The organism is Kosakonia sp. HypNH10, from assembly GCF_029850615.1.
GTDB lineage: Bacteria > Pseudomonadota > Gammaproteobacteria > Enterobacterales > Enterobacteriaceae > Kosakonia > Kosakonia cowanii.
In genome coordinates this window covers 60110-80701 of the sequence record NZ_JAOTIU010000007.1, presented here as the reverse complement: position 1 = coordinate 80701, position 20592 = coordinate 60110, and the positions used below count along the sequence as shown (strand labels likewise).

General features: G+C 55.2%; 23 protein-coding genes and 1 other RNA gene. 10 read left to right on the top strand and 14 right to left on the bottom strand.

Going from position 1 to position 20592, the window contains the following annotated elements; translation table 11 throughout:
• Positions 1 to 5 precede the first annotated feature (5 nt).
• From N7V53_RS18390 to N7V53_RS18370, 5 genes are all read left to right on the top strand, one after another.
• Positions 6 to 395: a DUF3592 domain-containing protein gene (locus N7V53_RS18390; RefSeq protein ID WP_279794364.1), complete on the top strand. Its 390-nt coding sequence runs from the start codon at positions 6 to 8 to the stop codon at positions 393 to 395.
• Between the two features lie 40 nt (positions 396 to 435).
• Positions 436 to 825, top strand: coding sequence for a DUF3592 domain-containing protein (locus N7V53_RS18385; protein WP_279794363.1), 390 nt, complete (start codon positions 436 to 438; stop codon positions 823 to 825).
• Between the two features lie 231 nt (positions 826 to 1056).
• Positions 1057 to 2145, top strand: a complete 1089-nt coding sequence (locus N7V53_RS18380) for an ABC transporter substrate-binding protein (RefSeq protein ID WP_023480653.1) — start codon at positions 1057 to 1059, stop codon at positions 2143 to 2145.
• 75 nt (positions 2146 to 2220) lie between these two features.
• On the top strand, positions 2221 to 3990 hold the full coding sequence (locus tag N7V53_RS18375) for an iron ABC transporter permease (RefSeq protein WP_054803948.1): 1770 nt from the start codon (positions 2221 to 2223) through the stop codon (positions 3988 to 3990).
• The gene (locus N7V53_RS18370) at positions 3983 to 5053 is read left to right on the top strand and encodes an ABC transporter ATP-binding protein (RefSeq protein ID WP_023480677.1); all 1071 of its coding nucleotides are present in this window, start codon (positions 3983 to 3985) and stop codon (positions 5051 to 5053) included. The genes N7V53_RS18375 and N7V53_RS18370 overlap by 8 nt, the downstream gene beginning before the upstream one ends.
• A 3-nt stretch (positions 5054 to 5056) precedes the next feature.
• Here the strand turns inward: N7V53_RS18370 and N7V53_RS18365 are convergent, their stop codons facing one another.
• Genes N7V53_RS18365 through N7V53_RS18350 form a run of 4 tightly spaced genes read right to left on the bottom strand, consistent with a single transcriptional unit; the run spans position 5057 to position 8036 of the window.
• Entirely contained in the window at positions 5057 to 5689 is a 633-nt protein-coding gene (locus tag N7V53_RS18365; protein WP_279794362.1) for a DUF1109 domain-containing protein, read from the bottom strand.
• Positions 5676 to 6227 carry a sigma-70 family RNA polymerase sigma factor gene (locus N7V53_RS18360; protein WP_279794361.1) on the bottom strand — a complete coding sequence of 184 codons (552 nt, stop codon included), beginning with the start codon at positions 6225 to 6227 and terminating at the stop codon, positions 5676 to 5678. Before N7V53_RS18360 ends, N7V53_RS18365 begins: the two co-directional genes overlap by 14 nt.
• 8 nt (positions 6228 to 6235) lie before the next feature.
• Positions 6236 to 7456, bottom strand: a complete 1221-nt coding sequence (locus N7V53_RS18355) for a cytochrome c biogenesis protein CcdA (protein ID WP_279794358.1) — start codon at positions 7454 to 7456, stop codon at positions 6236 to 6238.
• A gap of 28 nt (positions 7457 to 7484) precedes the next feature.
• Positions 7485 to 8036, bottom strand: a complete 552-nt coding sequence (locus tag N7V53_RS18350; RefSeq protein ID WP_034813523.1) for a peroxiredoxin — start codon at positions 8034 to 8036, stop codon at positions 7485 to 7487.
• Positions 8037 to 8252: 216 nt separating this feature from the next.
• On the opposite strand from N7V53_RS18350, the gene N7V53_RS18345 reads away from it, so the two are divergent.
• Positions 8253 to 9683, top strand: a complete 1431-nt coding sequence (locus N7V53_RS18345; RefSeq protein WP_279794357.1) for an SgrR family transcriptional regulator — start codon at positions 8253 to 8255, stop codon at positions 9681 to 9683.
• 391 nt (positions 9684 to 10074) lie between these two features.
• Here the strand turns inward: N7V53_RS18345 and N7V53_RS18340 are convergent, their stop codons facing one another.
• Entirely contained in the window at positions 10075 to 10248 is a 174-nt protein-coding gene (locus tag N7V53_RS18340) for an addiction module toxin, GnsA/GnsB family (RefSeq protein WP_279794356.1), read from the bottom strand.
• A 482-nt stretch (positions 10249 to 10730) separates the two neighbouring features.
• Positions 10731 to 10961 carry a hypothetical protein gene (locus N7V53_RS18335; RefSeq protein WP_279794355.1) on the bottom strand — a complete coding sequence of 77 codons (231 nt, stop codon included), beginning with the start codon at positions 10959 to 10961 and terminating at the stop codon, positions 10731 to 10733.
• 602 nt (positions 10962 to 11563) lie between these two features.
• Here N7V53_RS18335 and N7V53_RS18330 point away from each other — a divergent pair.
• Complete coding sequence (locus N7V53_RS18330) at positions 11564 to 11845, top strand: hypothetical protein (protein ID WP_279794354.1); 282 nt, start codon at positions 11564 to 11566, stop codon at positions 11843 to 11845.
• 48 nt (positions 11846 to 11893) lie between these two features.
• Here the strand turns inward: N7V53_RS18330 and N7V53_RS18325 are convergent, their stop codons facing one another.
• The 6 genes from N7V53_RS18325 to N7V53_RS18300 all read right to left on the bottom strand — a co-directional run bounded on the left by N7V53_RS18325 (position 11894) and on the right by N7V53_RS18300 (position 16103).
• Positions 11894 to 12094, bottom strand: coding sequence for a hypothetical protein (locus tag N7V53_RS18325; protein ID WP_279794353.1), 201 nt, complete (start codon positions 12092 to 12094; stop codon positions 11894 to 11896).
• A gap of 305 nt (positions 12095 to 12399) precedes the next feature.
• Positions 12400 to 14730: a primase-helicase zinc-binding domain-containing protein gene (locus N7V53_RS18320; RefSeq protein WP_279794352.1), complete on the bottom strand. Its 2331-nt coding sequence runs from the start codon at positions 14728 to 14730 to the stop codon at positions 12400 to 12402.
• Between the two features lie 11 nt (positions 14731 to 14741).
• The gene (locus N7V53_RS18315) at positions 14742 to 15062 is read right to left on the bottom strand and encodes a DUF5375 domain-containing protein (RefSeq protein WP_076736647.1); all 321 of its coding nucleotides are present in this window, start codon (positions 15060 to 15062) and stop codon (positions 14742 to 14744) included.
• Complete coding sequence (locus N7V53_RS18310; RefSeq protein WP_139567434.1) at positions 15059 to 15292, bottom strand: hypothetical protein; 234 nt, start codon at positions 15290 to 15292, stop codon at positions 15059 to 15061. Before N7V53_RS18310 ends, N7V53_RS18315 begins: the two co-directional genes overlap by 4 nt.
• A complete protein-coding gene (locus N7V53_RS18305; RefSeq protein ID WP_279794350.1) occupies positions 15289 to 15840 on the bottom strand; it encodes a host cell division inhibitor Icd-like protein in 552 nt (183 codons plus the stop codon). The genes N7V53_RS18310 and N7V53_RS18305 overlap by 4 nt, the downstream gene beginning before the upstream one ends.
• Positions 15837 to 16103 carry an AlpA family transcriptional regulator gene (locus N7V53_RS18300; protein ID WP_279794349.1) on the bottom strand — a complete coding sequence of 89 codons (267 nt, stop codon included), beginning with the start codon at positions 16101 to 16103 and terminating at the stop codon, positions 15837 to 15839. The genes N7V53_RS18305 and N7V53_RS18300 overlap by 4 nt, the downstream gene beginning before the upstream one ends.
• Before the next feature lie 548 nt (positions 16104 to 16651).
• On the opposite strand from N7V53_RS18300, the gene N7V53_RS18295 reads away from it, so the two are divergent.
• From N7V53_RS18295 to N7V53_RS18285, 3 genes are read left to right on the top strand one after another with little or no spacing between them, the layout of a single operon-like run.
• A complete protein-coding gene (locus N7V53_RS18295) occupies positions 16652 to 17449 on the top strand; it encodes a capsid protein (RefSeq protein WP_279794348.1) in 798 nt (265 codons plus the stop codon).
• Between the two features lie 3 nt (positions 17450 to 17452).
• Positions 17453 to 17659, top strand: a complete 207-nt coding sequence (locus tag N7V53_RS18290) for an ogr/Delta-like zinc finger family protein (protein WP_128483752.1) — start codon at positions 17453 to 17455, stop codon at positions 17657 to 17659.
• Positions 17656 to 18072, top strand: a complete 417-nt coding sequence (locus N7V53_RS18285) for a phage polarity suppression protein (protein WP_279794347.1) — start codon at positions 17656 to 17658, stop codon at positions 18070 to 18072. The genes N7V53_RS18290 and N7V53_RS18285 overlap by 4 nt, the downstream gene beginning before the upstream one ends.
• Positions 18073 to 18542: 470 nt before the next feature.
• On the opposite strand, the gene N7V53_RS18280 is transcribed toward N7V53_RS18285, so the two are convergent.
• A complete protein-coding gene (locus N7V53_RS18280) occupies positions 18543 to 19754 on the bottom strand; it encodes an integrase domain-containing protein (protein ID WP_279794346.1) in 1212 nt (403 codons plus the stop codon).
• Positions 19755 to 19938: 184 nt separating this feature from the next.
• Positions 19939 to 20301: a transfer-messenger RNA gene (gene ssrA / locus N7V53_RS18275) on the bottom strand.
• Positions 20302 to 20592 lie beyond the last annotated feature (291 nt).

Genomic DNA, 20592 nt, shown 5'->3' with positions numbered 1-20592 from the left:
TTTTGATGGAATTCCGATGGATGTATCTCTTTTACCTCTTGTTCGTGTTAATGGCTATTTTGGTTGTTAGAGATGTTTACTCCTCTTTTGGTGCTTATATTCGGCAGATATTTGTGGAATCTAAAGTATGGAAAACAGGTATTGCTGTTAATGCGGATATCATTTCAAGGACCAGAACCGGTAAGTTCGATGCAAATATCCCTATTTACAGGCTTACCTTTAGTTTCACTACCAGGGAAGGTGTAAAAGTTCAATCCACACTTGATCGAGCACTCGATGCCGAAGGCGTTATGCGTTATGCCCCTGGCAACGGCGCGACGCTGAAATATGATCCTAAAAACCCAAAGCGCATTGCGATGGACGATAATGACAAGCCACTCATTTTGGGTGATTAACAGACGTTAACGCCCCTGGCTATAAAGGTTAGAAAAGAATATGTCGTTTGAATGGATCTACCTGGCCTACCTTTTTTTCTTTTTGGTTGCGATGGGCATGCTGCGTTTAGCCTGGACGATGATAATGCCCGGCATTCGCCAGTTCAGAATGGAGTCTGCGGTGCGCAAAACGGGCATCGGCGTGAATGCGGATATTATCCATCGCCGCAAAACCGATCTCATTGATGGCGAAATGCCGGTTTATCAGCTGACTTTCGCATTCAAAACACGCGAAGGAGTAGACGTTCAGGCGAGTCTTGAGAGGCCGTTAGATATGGATGGTTTTATGCGATACGCGCCTGGAAACGGCGTAGCGCTGAAATACGATCCCCAAAATCCGCAACGCATAGCGCTCTACCCGAACGATCGCCCCCTTATCCTCGGCGACTGATTTGTTAAAAAGCGTAAACAACTCTTACCTCTTTGGCTCGCCATTTTTCATCCTGAGCAAAACGCCGTTCTGAATAAAATGCAGCTAACTCTCGGTAAAATAACGGCGTAATTGGCTTAAATCCCTTCAATGTCACAAAACCCGCAAAAAAGACCCCATCGCGTTGCATCGGGTGGCTAAGGCGCTATATGTTAAATTTGTGTTTACAAAATGATAAATAGGGGTTTGTTCATGGAGATGAAAAAAAGCGTACTGGCGGGCGTAGTAGCGGCGCTCTTTTCCTCTGCCGCTCTCGCAGCTGTCCCTGCGGGCTACCCGGCGGATTATCAGAAAATCGTCGATGCCGGCACCAAAGAGGGCAAAGTGGTGGTCTACTCAACGACCGACACCAAAGCCGCTGGCCCGCTAATCAAAGGGTTTGAAGCGCAATATCCCGGTATCAAAGTTGAATATAACGATATGAACAGCACCGAGCTGTATAACCGTTATCTTAGCGAGCAGGCCTCCGGTGGCGGCAGCGGCGACGTAGTGTGGAGTTCGTCGATGGACACCGCGCTGAAGCTGGCAACCGAGTACGCCGATGAGTATGCCTCCCCTGAACAGAGCAAACTGCCGAAATGGGCGGTCTGGAAAAATAAAGCCTACGGCACCACCTACGAGCCGGTGGTCTTTATCTATAACAAACGCCTGATCCCGCAGGGCGACGTCCCGGATTCCCACACCGCGTTGGCGAAGCTGATTGCCAGCCAGACCGATAAATTCAAGAGCAAAGTGACCACCTACGATATCGAAAAATCGGGGCTCGGTTTTATGCTCGCCGTTGAAGACAGCAAACACGATAAAGAGTATTTCACCCATCTTGCGGATATCGCCAAAGGCGGCCTGACGGTGCAATCCTCCACCGGCACCATGATGGAGCGCGTCTCCTCCGGTGAAAACCTGGTCGGCTACAACATCCTCGGCTCCTATGCTGAAGCGCGCGCGAAAGCGGATAAATCCTTAGGTGTCTCCTACCCGAAAGATTATGTGCTGGTGCTGTCGCGCGTCTCCTTTATCAGTGCCGAAGCGGAGCACAGCAACGCGGCGAAATTGTGGTTTGACTATGTGCTCTCCGAAAAAGGGCAGAGCATTCTCGCAAGCCAGGCGGATATCCCCTCCCTGCGTAACGATATTGAAGGCAGTAATGATATCGACGGCATGACCAAACTGCTCGGCGATGCGCTGAAACCGATCCCGGTTGATGAGTCGCTGCTTGAGTATCTGGAGCCGAAAAAGCGTCTCGAATTTATTAAACAGTGGCGCACCGCCGCCGGGAAATAGAGGCGTTGCCGGTTGTGTGCGGCGCTGTTCGCACACAACCCTTTATCTCTCATCTTCTGACCACAGGGATTTTCTATGAATATCGTGCGCAGAAAATGGCAAGGGTTACCGCGCGGCGTAACGGTCCTGATTACCGCCCTGGTGATCTACGTTCCGTTATTATTTATCGTCGTACAGAGTTTTCTTTCAGCGCCTTTCTTCTCCCGCAGTAAGGAGCTGAGCCTCGAATCCTTCGCCTTTATCTTCACCGACCCCGATTTTTACCTCGCCTTAAAGTCCGGCTTTATTCTCGCCTTTGGGCTGGTGTTTATTGCCATTCCGCTCGGCGGCATTCTCGCCTTCTTGATGGTGCGTACCGACCTGCCGGGGCGGCGCTTTATTGAGCCGCTGATCCTGGTGCCCATTTTCGTCTCGCCGATGGTGCTTGGCTTTGGCTATGTCGTCTCCGCCGGGCCGGTGGGCTTCCTGTCGCAGTGGGCGCAGCAACTGCTCGGCTTTGTGCCGTGGAACATCTACTCGATGTTCAGCATCGTGGTGATCGCCGGGCTAACGCACGTCCCGCACGCCTATCTCTATATCTCGTCGGCGCTGCGCAGCGTTGGCTCAGATGTCGAGGAGGCCGCGCGCACGGTGGGGGCCTCGCCTTTACAGGTGATGACCTCCGTCAGCCTGCCGATGGTGCGCCCCTCAATCCTTTATGCCTGCGTACTGCTCTTTTTCCTCGGGCTGGAGGTGTTCGGCCTGATGCTGGTGCTTGGCGATCCTGAAGGCAACATGGTGCTGGCCACCTATCTCTATAAGTTGACCAACAAGCTCGGCACCCCTTCTTACCACCTGATGGCCGCCGTGGCGGTGGTGCTGATCTGCATCACCATTCCGCTGGTGATGCTGCAACGGCGCTTAATGCGCACCGCCAACCGCTTTGTCACCATGAAAGGCAAAGCGTCGCAGGCACGCGCGCTGCCGCTGGGCAAATGGCGCTGGGTGGCGGGTGCAGTAGTGGTGGCGTGGCTGACTGTCACTATCGGTGTGCCGCTGCTCGGCGTGGTGCTGCGCGCCTTTATCTCCCACTGGGGGGTTGGCGTGCCGCTGTGGGATAACGTCTCGCTGGAGACCTTCCGCAATATCTGGCAGCAGCCGAACTTGCTGCGGGCGATCGTTAACTCAATGGCGATAGGCGTCTTCGGCGGCGCGCTGGCGGTGATCTGCTATCTGTTTGTCGGCATCGCGATGCACCGCAAGCAGGATAACGTTACCCGTTTCCTCGACTACAGCGTGCTGGTACCGCGCGCGGTGCCGGGGCTGCTCGCCGGTCTCGCCTTTTTGTGGGTCTTCCTCTTCTTACCGATGTGGCTCGATCAATCCCTGAAAAACGGCTGGCTGTCGGGACTGCCGGTCTCTGAGTGGCTGCGTGACAACCTGATTGTCTGGCTGCGCTCGCTGCGCAACACCATCTTCAGCGTCTGGCTGGCCTACACCGTGGTGTGGATGGCCTATGGCCTGCGCCTTATCTCTTCAACCCTACTGCAAGTGGGGCCGGAGCTGGAAGAGGCGGCGCGCAGCACCGGTGCAACACCGGGGCAGGTGACCCGTCATGTGACGGTGCCGCTGTCGCGCTATGGCCTGATCGGCTCCTGGCTGCTGATGTTTTTGATCTTTGAGCGCGAATACTCCACCGGGGTGTATCTGCTCTCGCCCGGCACGGAAACCATCGGCTCGATGCTGGTGTCGCTGTGGGCAGCAGGCGCTATCGATATTGTCGCGGCCCTCTCGTTTATCAATATTTTGCTGGTGGTCATCGGTCTTGGTGTGGCCCTGCGTTTTGGAGTGAAATTACATGATTGAGCTAACGGTAGAGAACTTACACCTGACCTACGGCGACAACCCGGTATTAAAGGGCGTGTCGATGGATCTCAAACGTGGCGAAGTGGTCTCCCTGCTTGGCCCCTCCGGCAGCGGGAAAACCACGTTGCTGCGCGCCGTCGCCGGGCTGGAGAAGCCCACCCAGGGCCGTATCACCATTGGCAAAAATGTGGTTTACGATGGCACACCGCGCAGCGAAGTGCCGGCGGAAGAACGCAATCTCGGGCTGGTGTTCCAGTCCTACGCCCTGTGGCCGCACAAAACCGTGTTTGAGAATGTCGCCTATCCGCTGAAGCTGCGCAAAATCGCCGCTCATGAGATTAGCCAGCGGGTGCAGAGCGTGCTCGATCAGCTTGGCCTCGGCGCACTCGGCCAGCGCCACCCGCATCAGCTTTCGGGCGGTCAGCAGCAGCGCGTCGCCATTGGCCGCGCGCTGGTCTATAACCCGCCGGTGATCCTGCTCGATGAACCGCTCTCCAACCTCGACGCCAAGCTGCGCGAAGAGGCGCGCGTCTTCCTGCGTGAGTTGATCGTCAAGCTCGGGCTGTCGGCGCTGATGGTGACTCACGACCAGAATGAGGCGATGGCGATTTCCGACCGCATTTTGCTGCTCAACAATGGGGTGATTGAGCAGCAGGGCACGCCGCAGGAGATGTACAGCAAGCCTTCAACACTCTTTACCGCCGAGTTTATGGGCAGCAACAACCGCCTGCATGGCAAGGTGACGGAAGTCTCTAACGGCCGGGCGCGTATCGAAGGGGCGCAGTGGGCACTGTGGGGCGTGGCCGGGCCGGGCGTTAGCGCAGGGCAGGAGGCGACGGCGGTGATCCGCGTGGAGAGCCTGCGGCTGACCGAGACGCCGCAGGATAACTCGCTGGATCTGCCGATGCTCACCAGCATGTATCTGGGCGACCGCTGGGAGTATCTCTTCCGCACGCCGGTTGATGACTATGTGGTGCGTGTTTACGGAACGCAGTCGCGCGCGGCGCAAAACTACCGCGTGGTGCTGCCTGCCGATCAGCTGTGGATCTTCCCGAAAAAGTGACGGTTACGGCAGGGAAACCCAGCGGTAACCAAGCACCACGGTGAGCAGCACAATGGTGCTCACCGCGGCGATATGCATCAGCAGATCTGCTGCGCTGATGTGCGTCGGGTGGCAGAGCGAGAGCAGGGTCAGCGCCATACAGGCGACCCCTGCACCCGCCGCGCCAAGGCTGCGGGCGGGAAAGAGCGTGCGGGTGCGGCGCAGGTAGCCAACCACTATTGCCGCCATCGGCACGCTCACCGCCAGCATAAAGAGGTAGCAGTTTGGCCCCTCAACTATGCCGCTTGCCGGAACGCGATGCAGATGGAGATTCAAAAACGTTGTCGCCAGCCAGAGGCTGACCAGCGGCGCAAACCAGCCCCAGCCAAGCGGGCGCTGCCCGGCAATGCTGAGCAGAAAGGCGTTGCGGATCGCCAGCGTGCCGGTAGCAAAGGTGAGCAGTAGTTGCAGCATCGCCCACGCAGCGCCTGCGTGCGACCAGTCGGTCTGTGTTCTGTTTAACAGCAGGCTGACTATCACCCCGCATGGCAGCGCCACAGCAAGCCAGCTTGCCACCCGCCAGCCGCTGCGCCAGGGCCGTTTTACCGGCTCTGCCGAACGGCCAAGTTTCTCAATTAACCACTCATGATCGGCCATGAAGGGCTCCTAACCGACGAAGATTATTCAGGGCGCGGTGCAGCAGCGATTTGACGGCGGAGACCGTCAGGTTGTGCCGCGTCGCGGTTTCAGCAAGGCTCATTTCGCGCAGGTGAAAATGCTCAATCACCTCGCGCTGGCGTGCGGGTAGCTGGGCGAGCAGCGTCGCCAGTTCCTCTTCATGCAGGATGGGCTGAGCAGCGGCGACCGGCTCCGGCAGTAGTTCGTCCGCCACTTCCCGCTGTTGATGGCGGCCGCGTTTTCGCAGCGCATCCACCGTGCGGGCATGGGCAATCGCCATCAGCCACGGTAAAAAGGGGGCGGCGGGATCGTAGGTGTGGCGAACCCGGTGCAGGGTCAGCAGCACATCCTGAATCACATCCTCGACCAGTTCATCATCGGCTACCTGCTTACGCGCAAGCGTGCGGACAACCGGCACCAGCGCTTTAAGCAGGCGGGTGTAGGCCTGGCTGTCGCCAGCCTGCGCCTGCGCCATCAGATGCGGCCACTCTTCCCGCGCTGCCTCCGCTTTTTCCATCATCCGCCTTAGGTTTTTTTGCCGCTCGCTGCGTTAAGGGCATTGACCACAATCGTCGGTGTTAACACCTGCGGCAGAATGGTCGGCGCGCCGCCATCCGCCGGGTAGACAACATAGAGCGGCAGGCTGCCCTGGCCCAGCTCATTGAGCGCGTCATCAATATCGGCATTAAATTTCGTCGAGTCCGCCACCATATAGAGCGTGCCGCTCTTCGCCAGCGCCGTTTTGACCGCCTGGGTTGAGAGCGAAGTCTTCTCATTCACCTGGCAGGTGATGCACCAGGAGGCGGTGAAGTTGACGAAAATCGCTTTCCCGTGGCCGCGATTCTCCGCCACTTTTTGCGGCGACCAGCTGGTCTCCTCCACCTGCGACGAAGCCAGCGCCGCGCCGTTGTTCACCACCGTTGGCAAAGGCGCAATGGCGGCGATGATCAGCAGTGCGGTGGCGGCGAACAACCCTTTATGGCCACGCCCGGCGAAGCGGCGCTGCTGCGCCATGCCATAGAGCCAGGCGGCGAAGCTCACCACCACCGAGGCGGCAATGATCGCCGCCAGCGCCGTGGTGCCCGCCTGCTGCGCCAGCACCCACACCAGCCAGCCGAAGGCACCAAACATCGGAAAGGCCAGCCCGCGTTTCAGGATGTTCATCCACGCGCCGGGTCGCGGCAGCCATTTGCCGAGAGCGGGGAACAGCGAAATCAGGCTAAACGGTGCGGCAAAACCGAGCGCGAGGGCGAAGAAGATCGCCAGCGCGACAGCGGGCGGCTGCACCAGCGCATAGCCAATGGCACCCGCCATAAACGGCGCGGCGCAGGGCGTTGCGACAATAATTGAGAGCGCGCCGGTCAGCGCCGCGCGGATAAACGCCCCGCGTTCGATCTGGATCTCCCCGGCCCGCTGCGCGGAGAGGCCCACTTCAAACACGCCGAGCAGGTTAAGCGCCGCCGCCAGCACAATCAGCGCCAGTGCGGCGATAACCAGCGGCGACTGTAGCTGGAAGCCCCAGCCAACGGCGCTGCCGCCAGCGCGCAGCGCAAGCAGGATACCGGCGAGGATCAGCATGGTCGCCACCGTACCGAGTAAAAACCCCAGCCCTTCGCGGCGGGTCTGCCCCGCATCCCCGGTATGGCGCAGCAGGCCCAGCGCTTTCAGCGAGATAATCGGAAACACGCAGGGCATAAAGTTGAGAATAATGCCGCCTGCGAAGGCGGCGAGCATGGCGGTTAACATAGTGATTCTCTGCCGGAAAAAGGGTTAGTTACGAATGGTTTTTCGCATACTGTTTCACCGCGTCCATCGTTTTCTGGATATGCGTTTCCGGGTTTCTGTCAGTGTAGCTCAGCAGGATCTTGCCGTCCGGCGCGATAACGTAAGAGGTGCGATCGGAGAGGGTTTTGCCCTTCATCTCCATCAATGTGTCGTACTGCGCCGCCACTTTCGCGCCCGGGTCGGCAGCAACGGTAAATTTATCGCGGCACTCCTCTTTAGAGAAGGCATCTACCTGATCGGTGTTACCAGCGGTGACGCCAATCACCGTTGCACCGAGCTTCTTAAAATCATCCGTCGCTTCGGCAAAAGCGTGGGCTTCAATGGTGCACCCTTTACTGAATGCCGCCGGGAAGAAGTAGAGCACCACCGGCCCTTTTTGCAGCGCTTGCTTGAGTGAGAAGGTGAGCGGTTTTCCCGCCAGCGCGCCCTGCAACTGGAAATCGGGGGCCTGCGAACCGGTGGGCAGCGCCGCCTGTGCGCTGGCAACATTCAGCAGGGCTGCGGCAGAGAGGCTCAAAAAGAGTTTTTTCATCGGGGTCATCATGCGCTCCAGGTCAACGTTAAGTGTGCGTTCATCTACAGTTCGCTGGCGCAGAGGAAAAGGTTTCGCGGGCAGCGAAAAAAAAGTGAAAAATCTCATATGACCGCGCGGCGGGCGGGCAGAATCATAAGATTTATCTAATATGCTATATTCACTACTGCACTCTCCATCGTATCGAATCCCCTGTCGTCAGCTGTTTATCATGGTGAATAACCAATGGTTTATTACTCCGCTATTGAGAAGGGTAGCCTGCTGCGCCGTTATAATCGGCTGCTGGCGAAATACAGTACGCACCGGCATGAGTTATCCCTGGCGCAAATCGCCGACACTTTAGCCTGCACGGCACGCTATGCGCGTTCCCTGCTGCAAGAGATGCAGGAGGAGGGGTGGCTTATCTGGCGCTCCAGACCCGGGCGCGGCGCGCTCGGCGTGTTGCAGTGCCAGATGAGCGTAGCGGCGCTGGAGAATATGCTTGGCAGCAATACCCCTGCGGCTGAGGCGAAAAGCGTGCCGGTAAATCAGGGGGCGTGTTACTCCAGCGATGGCTTTCACTACCACATCTCTTTCTATCGCCCGCTACAGGCACCCGTACCCTCTATTCATACCGATCGCGCCGGGCGGCATATTCTACAGATGGTGCATGCCGGGCTGACGCGCCATCTGCCGGAGCAGGCTGAGCCGGTTCCCTGTCTCGCGCACACTATTCGCGTCAGTGAAGATGGGTTGAGCTGGCACTTTATGCTGCGCCGCGGGCTGGTGTGGCACAACGGCGAGCCGCTCAAGCCTGCACAGCTTCAGACCACCCTTCAGCGTTATGCGGGCGGGCCTGGCTTGCCCCACGTTACGGATGTCATCGTGCAGGATTATGTGTTGATCATGCACCTTAATCAGCCGGACGCGATGCTGCTCTATCGGCTGGCAAGCCCGGTTTATGCCCTGTCGCACCCGGAAAATGGCGTGGTGGGCCTCGGGCCTTTTCGGCTTGGTAGCCATTCCGATGCGCAGATGATCCTCACCCGCGCGCCCGGCTGGCATGGTGAAATGCCGCAGGCGAGCGAGATCGTCTACAACACGCCGCTGGCCGCCACACCTTCGCCAGCGCTGGTGCGCCTCGATACGCCCCGCTCACAATTAACCCCGGAACCGACGGTGACTCGTGAAAGCAGCGATGCGTTTTACTATGTCACCTTTAATCAACGGCGCGGCCGCTTGAACCTGGCGCAGCAGGCGGTGATCCGCCAGATTGCGCACTCCCTCGCCCGCGCGCTGATGGAGCGGGAAGAGACGCTGGTACCGCTACCGGAGTGGTTAAAGCCACTGAAAGAGGCACCCGCCCAGGCGCTGCTGCCCGCCACGCTCAACATCACCTACTTTCGATCTACCGAGATGAAAAAGCTGGTGGATGAACTGGTAAAAAGCCTGCGCTATCGCGGCTGTACGGTAAACACCAACCCAATCAGCGTTTCGCACTGGTTACTGCCCAACCAGCGCTGGGAAGAGGAGGATCTCTGTCTCGGCTTTCTGCGCTTCGACCAGCATGAAACCTTCAGCCTGGAGGAGCGCTATCGCCATAGCGAGATGTGGACCTGGTTTTGGGGGCACTCGCAGTGGCTGCGCTGGCGGAGTCTGAATCAGTTCGCTAATTGATTGAATTAATTTGTTTTTAATGAATTAAACTTTCAATTGTATACCTAAACGTGTACCAATTATTGAATTTCATTGCTATCTTGCCTGTCTAAAGCCGTCGATTACTCTTAATCTTTATCATTTTTAGCTATCAACACTGCCTGGAAAAAAGTTTTTTTGTGTTTTACTGTTCATAGTGTTCACTAAGTGTTTTTTTAATTTATTTTCATAGTGTTAGCGTGTGAATGCTCAGTGAACAGTGAACACTCTACTATTCACCGCCACAGGCTTATAGATGCAAACGTTATAGTCTGCTGTGAGCGAACAGCGGACGTTGCTACCAGCATTCCGTGCGAATCAATGGGGAGCAGGTCAGAGCAATAAAAATGGCCGCCTAAGCGACCTATTTGTTTTACATAAGCTTTATTTTTACTTTATACCCCTCAAGACCGGACATGGTCTCACTCGGGATTAACTCGATCTCAGAAACTTCCTTGCCTGTTTTATTCCGTAGCTCAGTGATTTTTTTAGTAATAAGAGCAGAAATTTCTTGCTCAGCTTTACGCTCCAGTTCTTCAGGTTTCATATGTACTCCTTTTTCACACCCAACCTTTTATAAATCATAGGTTATCTTCCATGAGTGCGCTCAGAAATAATCCCTCACACCACTGGTAAATCGGGAGTGGGTTGCAATGCGCACACTGCCGATGCCGATGCCGTCGCCTCGTTCGCAGGACATCTGGTGTCAAGCCGGAACAGAGGCTTGACAGATTTTTCCTGTCATTATCACAGACACACAGTGAATGCCTGTTGTAATGCAGTAATAGTCTTTCCTCTGCCGTTAATAAAAATTTTTGTATTAGTCTTCCGCTTACGCTTGTTGTAAATGGTTTGTAGACCATACTTAGCAGGCATCTTAAATGGTGCGCAACCCGACCTAGGGAATGGCTTATGGATGAGCCACACCTTCAGAGAGAATTGAGGGAATTGAAAACAAGAACCAATCCCGTATCTCAAGTTTGCCTTCGTTTAGAAGGCTTTTTTATTTGAGAAAATAGCAAGCTCGAGCTATTTCAAAATTTTGTTTGCAGCTTCGACGATTTCATTTGATGTAATTTCTCTGTCTGAGGCTACACAAAACTCAATATGATCGCCAGTTAGCGAATGAACTCCCGCATACCTAATCTTAAGATGAGTTTCCTCACCATTCGGGTATTCGCGGAGTATTGTGGTAGTGCCATCTTCAACCCTGACAACCACTACTTGCTGCCGATTGAAGAACACCATAACATTTTTCATAGGCATCCCTATTGTTGAGAAAAGGCCACAATGAGTGGCCTTTGATTAGTATCAGCTTGAAGTCAGAATATTGATTCGCAGGAGCCATCCGAGCGATTCATGTTTTTTAATCCGCCAATAACCGCTACCTTTCTGGTGTAGGTAAGGCGGCGGTGAATTGAGTCTACAGAGTTTTAATGTTTTCACATGATAAAGGGCAAGATGATGTTGGTTATGCTGCAACTTTTGATTTGCATCTGCGATTAAACTGTTTCGGCAGTTTTAACCACTGCAATTCGTGCACGTTTGCCCCTCAAATCTGCGCCCACAAATAATGCAGTGCGGGCTTAGTAACGTCAGCTTCTGGCACAAAAGATCCTTAATCAGAAACATACGCACGATAATTTAAGAATCATCACCATCCCGATAGAGCCTGAATGAAAGACGTAGCCGTGCTGTTTAAAATTCTGGCAGGCTGGTCTCACTCTGTTACACTCAGGGCAGATATGATTTCACATTTTCAGCCAGGTCAGTGCTGCACCTGAAAATCAGACAAAGGCAATGACCACTCAAAAGCAATAATGCTTGTCCGCCGCGACGGACTTTTACCGCCAGGCAACAGGATGGTTGATATGTTCAGGAGTGAAAAAGAAATCAATATCGTTATTGGCGAAGCCATATTAACGCTGCTTGAGGGCGATGATGACGTCAGCGCGCGCACCCTGGCCCGACAACTGAAACAGATGCTTGAGGTGGAGACAGAGGCTGCCCGTCGTGAAGTTATTAAAGAAGCAATCCGGCAGACCATCAGACTTCTTGCCACAGCCCTTTGTTCGGGTAATTTTGGGGCTGAAATAAAGCTGTTATCCCGCGAATTTCCTAGCCATCAGAGTTACGGGCACTGATAGTGCTCAGGCATCTTTACTACACCGGGTACGTTCTGCCTTACTAAATCAATGTTCCCGGTCACTCAGCATCTTAATTGCCCTTATGCTGTTTTCCCGCACACGCGGTTCAGAGGTGCTTTTGCTGAGAAACTCCAGTGCATTTATCAGGTTATCCTTCCGTACTATGCCTTTCTGGCTGAGGAGCCTGCGGGCAATGCTACCAATCAGTTCCAGTATTTTTTCATTATCAACCTCGCCCGAATCCATAAATTCTCCGCTAAACGAACCAGCTATAAATATAGCATTGTGTTAGGTGGCGAAGGTTACTGTGTCCGTATTAAGGAGCTGATAACCTCATAAAGCCCGAGGGTCAAAGGGCGCAAGTTTCTGAAAGATACGCAAACCTATGGTCTTTTCCCAGTGTATTATTACATTCAAGTGTTAGCAACGTCCGCTTCTGGCACTGAGCGACCTGACAACTTTCGAGGGTAAAAAGGATTCTCTAGGAAAACTGCTCACTCTGACCGGTGTATAAGTAAAAAAGACCGGCAATCGCCGGTCTGTGGTGGTTATTACATTGCGGGTTCGTCACATTTCGGCAGCCAGTCGCCGTTGCTTTCCTCTTTCAGCGTCAGGTTAGTCTGCATGCCCTGATTCGTCCTGCGCTTGTCATAATTCAGGCCGTACTCTTTCAGCATGGTTGGCAATCCCTTACCGAACATCGTCAGGCTCAGGGTGTTCTTGTAGCCGTGCGCCTCCATGTACACCAGATAGGCGTGATACAGATAAAGCCTCGGTTGGCGTGGAATAATGTTCGCATTACCCATATACATGCCGTTAGCGTCAGGCAGTGCCTCCAGATAGCCGCAGAAATCAAAGGCCGGATCGGCATCGCGCTTGATGCTCAGTGCCTCGTCTGAGTTCTGCTGCGACTGGAGCAGCGTGCGGGCGCTCATCGGGTCGCTGAACCGCTGCATGAGCTGGCGCACAATGACCGCCAGCTCGCGGGCGATTTTGTCCTTCAGGTGCGGGTCGCGCTCCGCCGGGGCTATCTGCTCCGGGAAGTGGATTATCACCCGGCGACGGGACACGCCACCGCTGCGGTCGGTGAAGCGCATCGGGTTGTTGTTCACGGCCAGAATCACCGCCGGAATATGCGTGGAATAGGCGTCGCGGTATTTCGGATCAACCGACACCGCATCGCCCCCGGTGATGGCCTTGAGTCCTGCCCCGTCCCCGCTCCATTTCTCCTGGTCAGGCAGGCGGATGAGCGAAAAGCCAATCAGGGCGGCGCGCTCGCGGGGTGATTCCAGCGTCTCGATGGTCGCCGAGGTGGCGTTGTCCTCGCCTGCGAGCATGGTCGCAACCTCGGCCAGAATACTCTTGCCGCTTCCGCCTGGCCCGGTCACTTCGAGGAAGAGCTGCCAGTCATAGCGGTTCGCCAGCACCATAAACAGCGCGGCCAGTATCACATCGCGTTTGTCGGCACTGCCACCGGCAGCCCGGTCGAGCCACTGCCAGAAATGCGGGGCATGGGATGCCAGCGTTTCGCCCGCCACCGGCGGGGTGAAATCCACGTCGCACAGGGTACGCAGCCAGTGCGATTTGCTGTGCGGGCTGAACGTGCCGGTTTTTGTGTCCAGCACCCCGTTACGGAAACCAATCAGACGCCGCGCCGGTGCCTCCTGCTGCGGGATAATCAGTTTCAGGGTCTCCACCACCGATGCAATGCGTCCCGAGGAGAAGGGGGCGCGCAGGCGCTGAAACAGCCCGGCCACGTCGCGGGCAAAGTCTGAGGGCGGTATCACCTTCCAGATACCGTTTTCATACCGGGACAGGAGCTGGCCGTTCGCATCCACTGCCAGCGCCTCGCCGTAATGCTCATGCACCCGTATGGCCTTCTCACTGGTGCTCATGGCGGTAAATTCCGCCTCGCTCATGGTGTCGAACGGACTTGCAACCGGCGGGCGGATGGCGTCGTAAACTGCGCGGCGCGTGGCGTCCTCCCCGTTCAGGGTAAAGGCATCATTCCAGTCCCCGAACACCGGTGGCAGCGCAACCACCCCGTTGCAGGCGTCTGCGGCCGCTGCGGCTTTGGCCTGACCGTCTCCGCTCAGGTCACGGTCGGCGGCGAGAATAATCTGACAGGCCGGGTGCTGGCGGCGGGCAAGGCTCGCCAGGGAAAGGAGGTTCACGGACGAGAGCGCCACCATCACGGTCTCGCCGGTCAGGTGATGTACGGTCAGCGCGGTCGCGTACCCCTCCGCTATCCACAGGCGTTTTCCCGCCTGTTTCTGGCCTTCGATGATGTGGCATGCGCCTTTCACCGCCCCGCCTTTCAGGGTGCGCTTTTCCCCGTCAGCGTTAATGAGCTGGACGTTAACCAGTGCCCCGGTGTCGTCATGCAGGGGGACAACCACATCCCCGGCGCGGTAGCTCACGCCCCCGGTTTTGTGCGTGGTGGCGAGGGTCAGGCATTCGCGCTCAGCCAGTCCCTTGCGGGTCAGGTAGGCGTTGCCGGTGGCCGGGCGGGCTGATGCCACGAGCTCAGCCGCCCGTGCGGCCGCCGCTTTTCGCGCGGCGTCCGTTCCGGTGTCTGCGGTCGCGGTGGCTGCCGGGGCAACCGGCGGCAGGGTGCCGGTCACGGCATTCACCTTCCCGGCGGCCTCGGACGGGGTCACACCGAACACCTTTTCAACCAGTTTCAGCCCGTCACCCGCGCCGCACTGGTTACAGAACCACGTTCCGCGCCCCTCCTTGTCGTCAAAACGGAAGCGGTCAGAGCCGCCACAGACGGGGCAGGCCTGATGCCGGTTTCTGATGACCGGGACGCCCAGCGCCGGGAGAATGCGCGGCCAGTGGCCGCACGCCATGTTAACGGTGTCCGTTACGTTCATTTTCATTGGTGTTTTCCTCAGTGCAGGACAGGCACGCTGATATGGCGGGCGCAGAGTTCATCCATCACGGCCAGACCGAGAAAGGACAGCGACGGGGCGGCTTTCAGGGGACCGGCATCCATTAAATCTTCCAGCAGGGCACAGGCAATCAGGCGGCCTTTCTCCTCGCCGTGCTGGCGCAGGTAGAAGCCCTCCAGCTCGGCGGCAATGGCCGACTCCAGTGCATCGAGGGTGAGGTGCGGGTAGCGGTGCTGACGATGGCACACGGTCAGCCAGGCACAGGCCACGGCGCGGCGGTAAAGCGCGGCGCGCAGAACGGGTGTTAACGGGGTTTTCATACGCCGACCTCCTCACTGAGCCAGCGCTGCATGCAGCGCTCCACCACGCCGTCAAGCTGGGTGGTCATGAGGTAAATCACGGAGGAGAGCTGCGCCTGGTGCGCCGGTTCCCGGCTGACCGTCACGCTGTCATTTAACAGCGTCATGGCATTCACGAACTGGCCGACGTTACGCAGGTGCTCCAGGCACGCAAGCTCATCGCGGGTGAGGGTCAGGGTCAGGTCTTTCACGCGCACACCTCCGCCACCGGCAGACGCCCGGCAAAGGCGATAATGTAATCCCGGACAAGGGAGCGGCGTGCAGCGCGCTCGTCACCGGCAACGGTGCGGAGCATACAGATACGGGGGGTGCGGTCTGCGCGGCGAACGGCTGCGAAGACGTAGACAAACTGCGGGTGTGACAGGGTGAGGTGGGTAGCCATGGTGGCAGCCTCCAATGTTTGCGTTTTAACGCTACCACCGGAAACGCCAATTTCACTGGTGGTAGCCCAGACGGGGTTGGCGTAACCGGCAACATTGGAAACCGGCGCTTCATAAGAAGCCCCCGCCTGAGCCACCATTACTCTATAGATCCAAAGGTGGAAGAACCTTCGAACCAAAAATGGATGCACTAAGGCATAGACACAAAAAAAGACGCGTGACGCGTCTGGTGTCACCAATGTTGTATACGGGACGCCAATCCCGGCAGCCGATTTTGCGGCAGCGGGAAAACTATACCTGGAAACGGCCAGAAGAAGCAAGCCAGGAAAAGGCAGTTTTTGCAGGGCGATCATCATCATGCGTCACAGCCCCGGTTACGGTCGGCTATACGGGCAGTCATCCAGGCTGTGACTTCGCTGTGCAGCCAGGCGACATTTTTACCTCCGAGGGAGACCTGCTGCGGAAAGGCATTCCGGCTGATGAGATCGTAAACAGTGGAGCGCGACAGACCGCACAGGTGCATCACCTCGGGCAGGCGCAGAAAGCGCTCCTGAGCGTGCTCAGTCCCCGGCATTAGCGGGGCGGCAGGGGCGGAAATCGGGGAAGAAAAAGCGGTGTGCATCGGGCTACCTCATAAAGTCCGTGTGGTGCCGGTCATGTCTTTCCGGCGTCAGGTAGCGCTCTATTTTGTGAATATTTTCAGCGGGAGCAACAGGTTATTTTGCTGTCACTCTTTTCTTAACAATTTGTTAACATGCAAATGGCAAACAGTGGCAAACGCTGACAAACTCTGGCATTTCCTGATAACAATCTGGCACATTTCTAATTATCTATGGTTATAGATAACCTATCTTTTATGGCAATAAAGTATAAATGGCGTAAATGTCCCCAAAAACAGCCGGTGAACAGTGGTGAACAGTGGGTGAACAGTCAGACCTTCAACTGTTCACCCCTTAACTTACTGTATTACTTACTTTTTATATTCTTAGTGAACAGTGTGAAGAGTTAAACACAGAAAAACAAACAGGGAGAGGGGTTTTCCTGCGACCTCTTTCTGGCGAGCCGGTTTTTTCAGCAGCTTTCTGTACCATCCCGGCCACAACAGCAACAGCTCGTGATGTTGTGCAGGCCACGGCAGAATGCCCTCACACTGAAAAGAGAGAGCCCGCCATGAAAACTGAAATTATCACCGCCCTGATGAAAACCGTTGCCAGCACCCGGCCTGCCCCTGACCGCGCCCTTATCGAGAATGCCGTTGCGGTCACCACTGAAAAGGCTGCGCAGAAGAATGCCGCCGCCGTGAGTGAAGCGCTCTCCCGCTTTACAGAGGCGAAAGCCGCCCACACCGGCAGCATGATGACGCTGAACGACATCAATGCAGCCATCACCCGCAGCGAAAAGGAACGGCAGACTGCGCTTGAGGAAAGCGCGGAGGCTGACAAAAGCTGGCGTACCCGCCTGCGCAGCCTGGGCGGAGCCATGACACCGGAGCTGAAAGCCGAACACGGCCGCCGCATGGCCGGGCGCGAGCTGGCAGAGGAGTTCACCGGCCTGATTGCCGAACTGGAAACAGACAAATCCCGTGCCATGCTTGAGGCGTGTGCGACCGGCAGACAGTATGTCGATGAGCATGCGACCGCACTTACCGTCTGCGCACAGGCGGCCTGGACAGAAGCGATGGACACCATCAGCCCGGCGCTGGTACGCGCTTACCGTCTGCGCCTGCGTGAGCTGGAGCTGAAAGGTGAGCCACGTCCGGGTGACGTCCTGGCTGAGGAGCTGCAACAGCATGTTGCCTTACAGGCACAGTTCTATACCTTCGACATGGACAATGAGCCGGTAATCTCTCAGCTCGGCCTGCACCGCCCGCCGCTGACCGGCGTGGACATGACGCTCTATAAAAGCCCTGCCAGACGTATGCAGCTTGCCGCGGAGCTGGCCGCCCGGAAAAAGCAGGCGGAGAGCTGAGCCATGTTTCACTGCCCGTACTGCAAGCAACCCGCACATACCCGTACCAGCCGGTATGTGTCGGAGAACCTCAAGCAGCGCTATCACCAGTGCACCAGCCTTGAATGCTCGGCCACGTTCCGCACCTCCGAGACGCTCGACGGGGTGATACGTCAGCCCGCCATGCCGGAAAACGCCGTGGCGCTTTTAACCGCAGGAGAGAGACCATGACCAACAGCCTGACGCTGACGCAGGCCGCAGAGGCCTGCCTGCACCACCGTGCCGTGTGGCTGAGCCGCCGGGAGATGCCTGGTGCCCCGGAGGAAACCCGGCAGGCCGCACGGCAGTATATCCGCGCCCATGAGACCGTCCAGGCGCTCAGTATCCGCCACCGGCTTGATGGCTTCATGCATCAGCACGGCGCAGAGCTGGCCGCCATTCTTGCCCCGGAGCTGATACATATCCGCAGCCTCCCGGCGCACCTGCAACACCGGGCGCTCGACCGGGCAACGCATCACCTGCGCGATGCGCTCGCATCGTGGCTGGCCGCCGGTAACGGGATTAACCCTGACGGCTGCGCGGTGCTGAATGCCGTCGGCATCAGGCCTGATAAAGCATCGCGCACCGACTGCCAGCAGCCATAATTCCCCGAAAAATGCGCCCCGGTCATCCCCTGCCGGGCGCACCCTCCCGCCCATGAAAAATAGCCGAAAAATCCATAAATAATTAAAAAAATACCGTGCATGCATACCCTGCATTTAACTGCATTTATTTCTGCGCCTGCCTCATGCCCGCCCGCACCAGCCCCGGCGCGGCCTGAGCCCGGTCATGCATCTGCATTTAAACCGACCCGTGAAGCGGGCAGGCGAGGAGGGGAAAGCACTGCGCGCCGGGTAAGTGAACGGTTATTAAATAATTTCTGAGTGGGACTGCTATTTAGCTATGTTTATGATTAATCAAAATGATGATTATCGAGAGATAAAGATTGCGGGGATCTTTTGCTGGAAATAAAGTATGGGATAGGGATTACTTAAAATTAAATATGGAGTAAGTATAGGGATATACAATAAACAGTTTCAGTTTATTGTATATCGATTACTTGTGCTTCTGTATATTATTTGCTTATGGTAAATTGCTGATCACGATATACACATTCACCCCACCATTTCATTAGCTCTATACGTTGCTCGAGGTAAGTTGAGCGGTTATAAGCTCTCCGAACCTCATTTTTGTCGCTATGTGCGAGTGCAGATTCAATAACATCCGGGTTAAATCCTGCTTCATTTAATGCTGTGCTTGCTATTGATCTTAGCCCGTGAGCTACTAATTTCCCTCGATAGCCAATTCTTTTCAAAGCAGCATTTGCTGACTGGCTATTCATAGGTTTCTTTGGATCATATCTACTCACAAAAACAAAATCACGATGGAAGCTGATAGGTTTCATCAATTCAAGAATTTCCAGCGATTGAGAAGATAAAGGAACTATATGTTCTCGTTTTGCCTTCATTCTTTCAGCGGGAATGATCCATATCTTCTTTTCGAAATCAATTTCTGTCCATCGTGTGCCTGATGCTTCTGAAGGCCTAACAAGAGTTAACAATTGCCATAAAATTAGGTAGCGCGTCGTGATTGGCAAATTCGACATAACCAGCGAACGTACTAATTCTGGTAGTTCCTCGGGACGTAGGGTAGGCATGTGTTGCCTTTTGGGCTTCTCAAAAGCCATACCTACACCTGAAGCAGGATTAGAATCAATCAGGCCTGTGTTTACTGCGTAAATCATAATTTCATTAATACGATAAACCATGCGTCTAACAGTTTCGAGCGCTCCGCGTGCTGTGATTGGCTCTAGTGTTTCTATCAATATACGTGCTTTGATTTCTTGAATTGGAATGTGGCCTATAGCTGGAAGAATATCTTTTTCTAAAGAACGCCAAATATCTTTCGCATAATCATTTGAGATACTGTTGCGCTTTGTAGCAAACCATTTTGTTGCCACATTTGTGAAAATGCTTGAAGTAGCAGTCTGTTGCTGTAGTTGTGATTTTCCTGCTTCAATTTGCGGATCTAAACCACGTGCTAATAATGAATTATATTCAGCTCGTAAGTTCCTTGCCTCTGCTAATGATAGAGCAGGGTAAGGCCCAAGACTGATCATTGTTCTTTGCTTAGTTGCTGGTCGCTGATAGCGAAAGCGCCATAGCTTCTTACCGCTAGCTTTGACTATGAGAAAAAGACCGTCGCCGTCGTGCAGCGTCAGATCTTTATCATGGGCTTTAGTCCGTAAGACTTCGGTGTTGGTAAGGGGACGTGTTGTCCTTGCCACAATCATCGCTCCATCGTGAATTGGTATACAGTTTTGAGCATACATACTAGCGTATACCTATATGTATACCAATCTTCACTGGATTAGGACGGATGATTTAGGACGATGTCAGACACAAAAAAGCCCGCGTAGCTGATGCTGCACGGGCTTTCAGGATTTCACCGGACGTATCCGGATCATAATGTGGTGGAGCTGGCGGGAGTTGAACCCGCGTCCGAAATTCCTACATCCTCGGTACTACATGCTTAGTCCGTCTTTACATTCGCCGGCCAGCTGCGGAAGGACACGCCACTGACAGACTAGCCTGATTAGTTTTAGCACTTCAACCCCAGGCAGGGCATCCGCGCGATCTCTTTTGGGTTTGACCTCTCTTGATCCCCGTCCTAAGAGCGGAGGCTAGGGAGAGAGGGCTCTAAGCAGGTTATTAAGCTGCTAAAGCGTAGTTTTCGTCGTTTGCGACTATTTTTTTGCGGCTTTTTACGAGGCCAACCGCCCCTCGGCATGCACCTTGGGTTTCGCGAATCCCGTCGAATCCAGAATCAGCCCCAAAAGTGTGAGAAGGAGTATAGCAAACTTTCACCGCGACATGCCAGTCCATATCCGCAACGTTTTTACTTTCAACCATTTGCCTGTTTTTTAACCATCTGGTTAAGCAGGATAGTTATATAGAAAAACAATTATTTCAGACGTAAATAAATAAGAGGTGATACAGGGATAATATAAATTAGCTTTTTCTAATATATTATACATTGTAAATTTCTTTACAGTTCAGCCCTGATTATTTCATTTTCAATTAATTCACTTATGCCCGAAATTAAGCCCCGCTAACTTTCTGAAA

Bases quoted from the DNA above. Each gene is read 5' to 3' on its own strand.
- N7V53_RS18390 (WP_279794364.1), top strand. From the start codon at position 6: ATGGAATTCCGATGGATGTATCTCTTTTACCTCTTGTTCGTGTTAATG.
- N7V53_RS18385 (WP_279794363.1), top strand. From the start codon at position 436: ATGTCGTTTGAATGGATCTACCTGGCCTACCTTTTTTTCTTTTTGGTT.
- N7V53_RS18380 (WP_023480653.1), top strand. From the start codon at position 1,057: ATGGAGATGAAAAAAAGCGTACTGGCGGGCGTAGTAGCGGCGCTCTTT.
- N7V53_RS18375 (WP_054803948.1), top strand. From the start codon at position 2,221: ATGAATATCGTGCGCAGAAAATGGCAAGGGTTACCGCGCGGCGTAACG.
- N7V53_RS18370 (WP_023480677.1), top strand. From the start codon at position 3,983: ATGATTGAGCTAACGGTAGAGAACTTACACCTGACCTACGGCGACAAC.
- N7V53_RS18365 (WP_279794362.1), bottom strand. From the start codon at position 5,689: ATGGCCGATCATGAGTGGTTAATTGAGAAACTTGGCCGTTCGGCAGAG.
- N7V53_RS18360 (WP_279794361.1), bottom strand. From the start codon at position 6,227: ATGGAAAAAGCGGAGGCAGCGCGGGAAGAGTGGCCGCATCTGATGGCG.
- N7V53_RS18355 (WP_279794358.1), bottom strand. From the start codon at position 7,456: ATGTTAACCGCCATGCTCGCCGCCTTCGCAGGCGGCATTATTCTCAAC.
- N7V53_RS18350 (WP_034813523.1), bottom strand. From the start codon at position 8,036: ATGACCCCGATGAAAAAACTCTTTTTGAGCCTCTCTGCCGCAGCCCTG.
- N7V53_RS18345 (WP_279794357.1), top strand. From the start codon at position 8,253: ATGGTTTATTACTCCGCTATTGAGAAGGGTAGCCTGCTGCGCCGTTAT.
- N7V53_RS18340 (WP_279794356.1), bottom strand. From the start codon at position 10,248: ATGAAACCTGAAGAACTGGAGCGTAAAGCTGAGCAAGAAATTTCTGCT.
- N7V53_RS18335 (WP_279794355.1), bottom strand. From the start codon at position 10,961: ATGAAAAATGTTATGGTGTTCTTCAATCGGCAGCAAGTAGTGGTTGTC.
- N7V53_RS18330 (WP_279794354.1), top strand. From the start codon at position 11,564: ATGGTTGATATGTTCAGGAGTGAAAAAGAAATCAATATCGTTATTGGC.
- N7V53_RS18325 (WP_279794353.1), bottom strand. From the start codon at position 12,094: ATGGATTCGGGCGAGGTTGATAATGAAAAAATACTGGAACTGATTGGT.
- N7V53_RS18320 (WP_279794352.1), bottom strand. From the start codon at position 14,730: ATGAAAATGAACGTAACGGACACCGTTAACATGGCGTGCGGCCACTGG.
- N7V53_RS18315 (WP_076736647.1), bottom strand. From the start codon at position 15,062: ATGAAAACCCCGTTAACACCCGTTCTGCGCGCCGCGCTTTACCGCCGC.
- N7V53_RS18305 (WP_279794350.1), bottom strand. From the start codon at position 15,840: ATGATGATGATCGCCCTGCAAAAACTGCCTTTTCCTGGCTTGCTTCTT.
- N7V53_RS18300 (WP_279794349.1), bottom strand. From the start codon at position 16,103: ATGCACACCGCTTTTTCTTCCCCGATTTCCGCCCCTGCCGCCCCGCTA.
- N7V53_RS18295 (WP_279794348.1), top strand. From the start codon at position 16,652: ATGAAAACTGAAATTATCACCGCCCTGATGAAAACCGTTGCCAGCACC.
- N7V53_RS18290 (WP_128483752.1), top strand. From the start codon at position 17,453: ATGTTTCACTGCCCGTACTGCAAGCAACCCGCACATACCCGTACCAGC.
- N7V53_RS18285 (WP_279794347.1), top strand. From the start codon at position 17,656: ATGACCAACAGCCTGACGCTGACGCAGGCCGCAGAGGCCTGCCTGCAC.